This window comes from Acidisoma sp. (assembly GCF_035492295.1).
Classification (GTDB): Bacteria; Pseudomonadota; Alphaproteobacteria; order Acetobacterales; family Acetobacteraceae; genus Acidisoma.
The window spans coordinates 1-8669 of the sequence record NZ_DATJJK010000132.1; the positions used below are offsets into that span (position 1 = coordinate 1).

Below are 8669 nucleotides of genomic sequence, written 5' to 3' on the forward strand. Positions count from 1 at the left end.
ACACACCACGTTATCGGCGCGAGGGCGCTCGCGACGCTGCCGGCCGGCGCCTTCTTGGTGAACACCGCGCGCGGCGGGCTGATCGACGAGGCGGCGCTGATCGCGGCCCTCGACTCCGGCCATATCGCGGGCGCCGGGCTCGACGTCACCTCCCCCGAACCGCCGCTGGCCGACAATCCGCTGCGCCGCCACCCAAAGGTGGTGCTGACGCCGCATATGGCAGGCGTCACCGAGGGATCGATGGCGCAGATGGCCATTGATGCGGCGGAATGCGTGGTCGCCAGGCTCACCGGCAGGCCGGTGCCCCCCGAACGGATCGTCGTGCCCGGCTAGGGCGTCGTGCTCGTGGCCGGACCGATCCCTAGAGCGACATCAGCGCTTCCAACGTGGCGTCTCGAGCGCGGGGGCCACGAAGCCCAGCTGCCGGAAGGTCTCTTCCATATGGGCGGGGAGCGGAGCTGCGACCGTCAAGGTGCCGCCCGCCGGATGCGGCAGCTTGAGCGCGCGGGCATGGAGGTGCAAGCGGCCGGTCACGGTATCCATCTCCGATTCCCCGCCATAGGCGACATCGCCCAGGATCGGGTTGCCCATGGCCGAGCAATGCACACGCAGCTGGTGGGTGCGCCCGGTCTGAGGATGAAGGCCGAGCCAGCTGAATTTGCGGCCGGCATGATCGAGCGTCTCATATTCCGTAACCGCCTTCTGGGAATCGGGATCGGAAGGATGGGCGATGGCGCTGCGGGCGCCGCCCAGACCCTGAACGCGCGTCAGCGGCTGGTCGATCAGCCCTTCCAGCGGCACCGGAAGGCCCTTCACGATCGCCCAATATGTCTTCTCCACCGTGCGCGTGCGGAAGGAGGCGGCGAGCTTCGCGGCCATCCCGGGGGTGCGGGCGAGAAGCAACACGCCGGAGGTATCACGGTCCAGCCGGTGGACCAGGCGCGGACGCACCGGCATGTCGCCGCGCAGCCCATCCAGCATGCCGTCGAGATGCTTGGTGATGCCGGGGCCGCCCTGGGTCGCGAGGCCCGGCGGCTTGTTGAGGACGATCAGCCAGTCGTCCCGGTAAATGACCATGCGCTCCAGGTCTTTCACCAGGCGCGCATCCACCACTGTTTCAGGGCGCGGGGGCTCAGTATCGGCTACCGCCAGCACCGGCGGCGGAATGCGCACGGCCTGACCGGGCTGGAGCCGCGTATTGGCCTCCGACCGGCGGCCCGCGACCCGGATCTGCCCCGTGCGGCAGAGTTTCGAGATGGCCCCCTGGGTGAGGCCCGGGAAGTGGCGGCGGAACCAGCGGTCGAGGCGGATATCGGCCTCGTCCTCGGTGACGGTTCTTTCCTCAACAGCACTCATGCATCGCGCTCCTGCGCACGCTTCTCGCGAAGCTTCGCCCAATAATCGAGGCGCTTGCCGATGTCGCGCTCGAAGCCCCGTTCGGCCGGCTGGTAGAATTCCGCCCGCGCCATGCCATCGGGGAAGTAGTTGCGCCCGGAGAAGGCCTCCTCCTCGTCATGGTCATAGGCATAGCCCTCTCCATAGCCGAGCTCGCGCATCAGTTTGGTCGGCGCGTTCAGGATATGGGCGGGTGGCATCAGGCTGCCGGTCTGCTTCGCCGCCTGCCGCGCCGCCGCGAAACCGGTATAGACCGCGTTCGATTTGGGCGCCGTGCCGAGATAGACGACCGCCTGGGCCAGGGCCAATTCGCCCTCCGGGCTACCCAGCCGCTCATAGGTCGTCCAGGCGGTCTCCGTCACCACCAGCGCCTGGGGATCGGCCATGCCGATATCCTCGGCCGCGAAGCGCAGCAAGCGGCGGGCGATGTAGCGCGGGTCCTCGCCGCCTTCCAGCATGCGGGAGAACCAGTAGAGTGCGGCATTCGGGTCCGAACCGCGCAGCGACTTATGCAGCGCCGAGATGAGGTTGTAGTGCTCCTCGCGGTCCTTGTCGTAGAGCGCGGCGCGCTTGGAGAGAAGATCCGAAAGCCCCCCGGGGTCGAGCGCCTCCTGCTCGTCGGGAAGCGAAAACAGCTGCTCGGCCATATTGAGAAGGTAGCGGCCGTCGCCGTCCGACATCGCCGCGAGCGTCGCGCGTGCTTCTGGCGTCAGCGGCAGAGCACGGCCAACCTCCGTCTCTGCCCGGCCGAGCAACTGCACGAGGGCGGCATCGTCCAGCCGCTTCAGGACGAGAACCTGACAGCGGGAAAGCAGGGCGCCGTTCAACGCGAAGGAGGGGTTCTCGGTCGTGGCGCCGATGAGGGTGACGATCCCTTCCTCCACGACGGGCAGAAAGGCGTCCTGCTGGGCGCGGTTGAAGCGATGGATTTCATCCACGAAGAGCAAGGTGCCTTCGCCCGTGCGGGCATGGCGCGCCGCCTCCTCGAAGACACGCTTGAGATCGGCGACGCCAGAGAAGACCGCGGATATCTGGCTGAACAGCAGGCCGGCCTGTTCCGCGATCAGGCGCGCAATCGTGGTCTTGCCGACGCCGGGCGGACCCCAGAGGATGAAGGAGGAGAGCGAGCCGCGCGCCAGCATGCGGGCGAGCGTGCCCTCCGGCCCAAGGAGGTGATCCTGGCCGATGACCTCGGCAAGCGTGCCGGGGCGCAGGCGATCCGCCAGCGGCCGCAGTTTTCGCCCGGACGTCCGGCCCCGGGGCACGGACGCGACATCGTGGCTGGGCTCAGCGCCGAAGAGATCGCCGGAAGGGCCAGGAGAACGGGCCAAAGGTCACACCCTCAGAAGACGCGTCGAAAAGCAGAAAGGGCGGACCCTGCGGCCCGCCCTTTCCTTATAGCCTGACCCGAAGGTCGGCGGAGGATTACGCCTCGGCGCCCGCCTCGTCCTCGGTCACGACGTCCGGCTTCGGGCCGCTGTCCTGGCCCTTGGCGGAGGGGTCGCGATCGACGAATTCAATAATCGCCATGTCGGCGGCATCGCCGTAGCGGATGCCGGCCTTGAGCACGCGGGTATAGCCACCGGCGCGCGTCTTGTAGCGCTCGGCCAGAGCCTCGAAGAGCTTCGTGACGATGGTCTCGTCACGCAGCTGCGCATAGGCCTGGCGACGCGCATGCAGGCCGCCCCGCTTGCCCAGGGTCACGAGCTTCTCGGCGACCGGCCGCAGCTCCTTCGCCTTGGGCAGAGTGGTGGTGATCTGCTCGTGCTTGATCAGGGCGACGGCCATGTTGCGGAACATGGCGGCGCGGTGGGTGGAGGTAACGCCGAGCTTCCGCCCGGAAACACCGTGACGCATGGTTTCAGTCCTTTGACCTGTGCGTGCTGTTTGTCAAAACGCGGTTAGGGTGTGAAGCCGTGCGTCAGAACGGCTCTTCGAGCCGGCGGGCGAGGTCTTCGATATTCTCAGGCGGCCAGCCCTGGACATTCATGCCCAGCGCGAGACCCATGGCGGTCAGCACTTCTTTGATTTCGTTGAGAGACTTGCGGCCGAAATTCGGCGTGCGCAGCATCTCCTGCTCGCTCTTCTGAACGAGATCGCCGATATAGACGATGTTGTCGTTCTTCAGGCAGTTGGCACTGCGGACCGACAGCTCGAGTTCGTCGACCTTGCGGAGCAGGTTGCGGTTGAAGGGCAGGTCGTCCTGCTGCTCCTCGAGGCGAAGCTGCTGCGGCTCGTCGAAATTGATGAACAGCTGCAGCTGGTCCTGCAGGATGCGGGCGGCGAGCGCCACCGAATCCTCAGGCGTCACCGAGCCGTCGGTTTCGACCGTCAGCAGCAGCTTGTCATAGTCGGTGACCTGACCGACGCGGGTCGGCTCCACCTTGTACGAAACGCGGCGCACCGGGGAGTAGATCGAATCGACCGGGATAAGGCCGATCGGCGCATCCTCGGGGCGGTTCGCGGCAGCGGCGACGTAGCCCTTGCCGATGTTCACGGTGAATTCCATGCCCAGCTTCACGCCCTCGTCGAGCGTGCAGATGACGAGATCGGGGTTCATGATCTCGATGTCATGGCCGGCCTGGATCTGCTCGGCACGCACTTCGCCGGGGCCGGTGGCCGACAGCATCATGCGCTTCGGGCCTTCGCCATGCATGCGCAGCGCGAGCTGCTTCACGTTCAGCACGATGTCCGTCACGTCCTCGCGGACGCCCGGGATGGTGCTGAACTCGTGCAGCACGCCATCGATCTGCACGGCGGTCACGGCGGCGCCCTGCAGGGAAGACAGCAGGACGCGGCGGATAGCGTTGCCGAGAGTCATGCCGAAGCCGCGCTCTAGCGGCTCCGCCACGACGGTGGCGACGCAGGAGGGATCGTTACCCGACTCGACTTCGAGCTTCTCGGGCTTGATCAGCGATTCCCAATTTCTCTGCAATACCACGTTCGCCTCATAAAAGAACAAGCCGGGCGCCGGACCCTCACCACATCAGACGGAAAGGGCCGGCATATCCGGCAACAGGACGGCTTAGCGTTCCGTCAGACGCGGCGGCGCTTGCGCGGCCGGCAGCCGTTATGCGGAACGGAGGTCGTGTCCCGGATGGAGCTGACGGAGAAGCCGACCGTCTGCAGGGCCCGCAGCGCGCTTTCGCGGCCGGAGCCGGGGCCGCTCACCTCGATCTCAAGGTTCTCCATCCCGTGCTCGCGCGCCTTGCGGCCCGCGTCTTCCGCGGCCATCTGGGCGGCGTACGGGGTGGACTTGCGGCTACCCTTGAAACCCTGGGCGCCGGCCGAGGACCAGGCAATGGTATTGCCCTGGGCATCGGTGATGGTCACCACCGTGTTGTTGAAGGTAGCGGCAACATGCGCCACGCCAGAGCTGATGTTCTTGCGCTCTTTCCTGCGGGGCCGAGACGAGGCGGGCTTCGCCATAGATCAATCCTGTCACTGATGACGCAGCCGCCGCAGCTGAGCTTCGGCGGCTTTCGCGTCGGATAGAGTTCAACGCAAGGCGAAGATAGGGGCCGAGGCCCTTATCGGGTCGCCTTCTTCTTGCCGGCAATCGCCACGGCCTTGCCCTTGCGGGTGCGGGCATTGGTGTGCGTGCGCTGGCCACGGACGGGAAGGCCACGACGATGGCGCAGGCCGCGATAGCAGCCGAGATCCATCAGACGCTTGATGTTCATCGACACTTCACGCCGCAGGTCGCCCTCAACCCGGAATTCCCGGTCGATGAGCTCACGGATGCGGAGAACCTCGTCGTCCGACAGCTGGTTCACCCGGCGGTCGGCCGCGATGCCAAGCTGTTCGCAAATCTTCACCGCGGTGGTGGGACCGATGCCATAGATATAACGCAGACTGATGACCACCCGCTTGTTGGTCGGGATGTTCACCCCGGCAATACGCGCCACGCTTCACACTCCTCAAGCGCCGAACGCTCGGGCGCGTTCAGCTGGTCGTCCCGGATATGGCCGAGAAAAAGTACCGACCAGGACCCCTGCCCTCGATCGGTGGAGGTGCGGAATAGCGCCGCCCCTAACTGAGAGTCAACCGCCGTGGATCAACTTTGCGTGAGCGCATGGGAGACTCGGCGCTTGGGCAGGGTCTCCAGAGCGGCCTCGATGGTCGCGGCGACTTCCTCGATATCGGCCAGACCGTCCACGACGCGCAGGCGGTCCTGCGCCTCGTAGTAGGGCAGCAGCGGCGCCGTCTGGCGGTTGTACGCCAGCAGGCGGGCTGCTACGACCTCCCGCTTGTCGTCCGGACGCCGGATGAAGTCGTGGCTGCCGCAGATATCACAGGTGCCTTCAGCCTTCGGCTGCTTGAACGTGTCATGATAGCTGGCGCCGCACTTGGCGCAGCTGAAGCGGCCGGCGATGCGCTCGATCAGAACCTCGTCGTTCACGCGAAGCTCGATCACCGCGTCGATCGGCGTGCCGCGCTTCTCGAGCATCACGTCCAGCGCCTCGGCCTGCGGCACGGTCCGCGGAAAGCCGTCGAGAATGAAACCATGCGCGCAGTCCGGCTTCTCGATGCGGCTCGCCAGCATGGCGATGATGATGTCGTCCGAGACGAGCTCACCGCGATCCATGATCACCTTGGCGCGCCGCCCGGTCTCGGTGCCGGCAGCCACTTCGGCGCGCAGCATGTCCCCGGTGGAGATCTGGGCGATGCCGTGGCGGAGCTGCAGGCCCTTCGCCTGCGTGCCCTTGCCCGCTCCTGGTGGCCCCAGAAGAATGATGTTCACCGGCCTCTCCCCCGCCCACGGCCTCGCTTGATCAGGCCTTCGTACTGGTGCGCGATCAGATGGGACTGAATTTGCGTCACCGTGTCCATAGTGACGGATACGATAATCAGCAGGCTCGTGCCGCCAAAATAGAAGGGCAGGCTGTAGTGGCCGATCAGGAACTCAGGCACGAGGCAGACGATTACCAGGTAGAGAGCGCCGACCGTCGTGAGGCGGGTCAGGATGCGGTCGAAATAGGAGGCCGTGTTGCTGCCCGGCCGGATGCCGGGGATGAAGCCGCCCTGCTTCTTGAGGTTGGTCGCCGTCTCCTCGGGGTTAAAGACCACCGCCGTATAGAAGTACGAGAAGAAGATGATCATCGCGGCATAGAGGAACATGTAGACCGGCTGGCCGTGGCCGAGCGAGCCCGCGAGCCACTGCACCCAGGCCGGGCTGCCGGCTCCGGCATGGGAGAAGCCGATGATGGTCGCCGGGATGAGCAGGATCGAGCTTGCGAAGATCGGCGGAATCACGCCGGAGGTATTGATCTTGAGCGGCATGTGGCTCGATTCGCCGCCATAGACCTTCTGGCCGACCTGGCGCTTCGGATACTGAATGATGATGCGGCGCTGGGCGCGCTCCATGAAGACCACGAAGCCGATGATGACGACCGCGCCGACGATGAAGGCAATGACGAAAATCGGCGACAGCGCGCCGGTCTTGCCAAGTTCGAGCAGATTGACGAAGGCGCTCGGCAGATTGGCCACGATACCCGCGAAAATGATGAGCGAGGAGCCGTTGCCGACGCCGCGCGCGGTGATCTGCTCGCCGATCCACATCAGGAACATGGTGCCGCCGACAAGGCTGACGACGCAGGTGAAGCGGAAGAAGAGGCCGGGGTCGACCACCGCAGGGCCAAGGCTGCCGCGCATGCCTTCCAGGCCGACCGCGATGCCGTAGCTCTGGAAGATTGCGATGATCGCGGTGAGGTAGCGGGTATACTGGTTCAGACGGCGCCGGCCGGACTCGCCTTCCTTCTTCATGGCTTCCAGCGAGGGGATGGCGGAAGCCATGAGCTGAATGATGATGCTCGCACTGATATAGGGCATGATGTTCAGCGCGAAGACGGTCATGCGGCCGAGGGCGCCACCCGAGAACATGTCGAACATGCCGAGGATGCCGCCGCCGTTGCGCGTCATGAGCTGGCTCATGACGGCGGGGTCGACGCCGGGGACCGGGATATAGGTGCCAAGCCGGAAGACGATCAGCGCCCCCAGGGTGAACCAGATACGCTTCTTGAGTTCGGTCGCCTTGGCAAAGGTGCCGAAGTTCAGATTTGCCGCAAGTTGCTCGGCCGCCGAGGCCATCCCAGGTTCCCATCAATGCGACGCGTCGGAGACCGGGCCCTGCCGGCACCCGTCGCGCGTCTTCTCAACACCAACACCGCGACCCCGCAGGCACTGCCGCCGGGGCTCTGTCCGTCAACCCCTGACCAGGGCGCTGCCGAAGACCTCCGCCCAACTTGCCGCGAGGGCCGCGTCGAGTTCAGCCATGGTCACTGCAATCCCAAGCGCATGGAGGCTTGTCACCCCATACTCGCGGATGCCGCAAGGAACAATGCCTGCGAAGTGGCCAAGATCGGGTTCCAGATTGATGGCCATGCCATGCCAGGAGACCCAGCGGGTCACGCGCACGCCGATGGCGGCGATCTTGGCCTCCGTCCCGGCCACCCGGTCCGCGACCCAGATGCCCACGCGGCCAGGCCGGCGCTCGCCGCGGATATTGAAGCGGTCGAGGGTGCGGATTACCCATTCCTCCAGCCCATGGACATAGGCGCGGAGGTCGCGCGCCGGGACCGTGCCATGCGCCCGCTCGAGGTCGAGCATGACATAAGCGACCCTCTGGCCGGGCCCGTGATAGGTCCATTGCCCGCCGCGCCCGGCCGCGAAGGTGGGGAAGCGGCCAGGGTCCTGCAGGTCCTCAGGCTTGGCTGAACTGCCGGCCGTATACAGGGGCGGATGCTCGATGAACCAGACCCGCTCCGGCTCGTCGCCCGCACGGATCGCCCGCACCAGACGGTCCATTTCCGCGAGCGCCTGCGGATAGGGGACGCGCTCCTCGTCGAGCTTCCACTGCATACGCGCATCTGAGTCCACCCCAGCGCGTGTGTCATTCCGCACGGAGGCGGTTGCTGCCGGTTCAATCATTGGCTATATCGCGGCGCCCACGATGCGGTCGTGGCGGAATGGTAGACGCGCAAGCTTGAGGTGCTTGTGGGGGCAACCCCGTGGAAGTTCGAGTCTTCTCGACCGCACCATACTTTTTTCCTTAAAAAATTCATGGCTGTAACCCGGGCTTCGGCCCGGGAGCCGCGTTGCATCGTGGCCCCACCCTTGGTCTTATAGCGCCCAGCGATCTGCGCCGCGACGGCGCAAAGGGGGGCAAAGTTGGACGAAAATCTCCGCAAAGCGGCGCTGGACTATCACCGCTACCCCCGCCCCGGGAAGCTCGCCATCGAGCCGACCAAGCGCATGGCAACCCAGCGCGATCT

Annotated in this window: 10 protein-coding genes and 1 tRNA gene; 2 read left to right on the top strand and 9 right to left on the bottom strand. The window is 65.8% G+C overall.

Translation table 11 applies throughout. The features are described from left to right. Window positions 1-333 (top strand): NAD(P)-dependent oxidoreductase (locus VL752_RS09370; protein ID WP_325354455.1); only part of this gene is annotated, 333 nt, incomplete at its 5' end. Between the two features lie 39 nt (window positions 334-372). Here the strand turns inward: VL752_RS09370 and VL752_RS09375 are convergent. The 9 genes from VL752_RS09375 to lipB form a co-directional block, all read right to left on the bottom strand. Beyond that, window positions 373-1356: an RluA family pseudouridine synthase gene (locus VL752_RS09375; protein ID WP_325354457.1), complete on the bottom strand. Its 984-nt coding sequence runs from the start codon at window positions 1354-1356 to the stop codon at window positions 373-375. Then, the gene (locus VL752_RS09380) at window positions 1353-2726 is read right to left on the bottom strand and encodes a replication-associated recombination protein A (RefSeq protein ID WP_408863079.1); all 1374 of its coding nucleotides are present in this window, start codon (window positions 2724-2726) and stop codon (window positions 1353-1355) included. The genes VL752_RS09375 and VL752_RS09380 overlap by 4 nt, the downstream gene beginning before the upstream one ends. Window positions 2727-2820: 94 nt before the next feature. Continuing rightward, window positions 2821-3252, bottom strand: a complete 432-nt coding sequence (gene rplQ / locus VL752_RS09385) for a 50S ribosomal protein L17 (protein ID WP_325354459.1) — start codon at window positions 3250-3252, stop codon at window positions 2821-2823. A 64-nt stretch (window positions 3253-3316) separates the two neighbouring features. Continuing rightward, window positions 3317-4336: a DNA-directed RNA polymerase subunit alpha gene (locus tag VL752_RS09390; RefSeq protein ID WP_325354461.1), complete on the bottom strand. Its 1020-nt coding sequence runs from the start codon at window positions 4334-4336 to the stop codon at window positions 3317-3319. 95 nt (window positions 4337-4431) lie between these two features. After that, on the bottom strand, window positions 4432-4824 hold the full coding sequence (rpsK, locus tag VL752_RS09395) for a 30S ribosomal protein S11 (protein WP_325354463.1): 393 nt from the start codon (window positions 4822-4824) through the stop codon (window positions 4432-4434). A 101-nt stretch (window positions 4825-4925) separates the two neighbouring features. Beyond that, a complete protein-coding gene (gene rpsM / locus VL752_RS09400; protein ID WP_325354465.1) occupies window positions 4926-5303 on the bottom strand; it encodes a 30S ribosomal protein S13 in 378 nt (125 codons plus the stop codon). A 149-nt stretch (window positions 5304-5452) separates the two neighbouring features. After that, entirely contained in the window at window positions 5453-6139 is a 687-nt protein-coding gene (locus tag VL752_RS09405) for an adenylate kinase (protein ID WP_325354467.1), read from the bottom strand. Continuing rightward, complete coding sequence (gene secY / locus VL752_RS09410; RefSeq protein ID WP_325354468.1) at window positions 6136-7485, bottom strand: preprotein translocase subunit SecY; 1350 nt, start codon at window positions 7483-7485, stop codon at window positions 6136-6138. The genes VL752_RS09405 and secY overlap by 4 nt, the downstream gene beginning before the upstream one ends. Window positions 7486-7599: 114 nt before the next feature. After that, on the bottom strand, window positions 7600-8256 hold the full coding sequence (gene lipB / locus VL752_RS09415) for a lipoyl(octanoyl) transferase LipB (protein ID WP_325354470.1): 657 nt from the start codon (window positions 8254-8256) through the stop codon (window positions 7600-7602). 93 nt (window positions 8257-8349) lie between these two features. Here lipB and VL752_RS09420 point away from each other — a divergent pair. Further along, a tRNA-Leu gene (locus VL752_RS09420) sits at window positions 8350-8435 on the top strand. The last annotated feature ends 234 nt before the right edge of the window (window positions 8436-8669 follow it).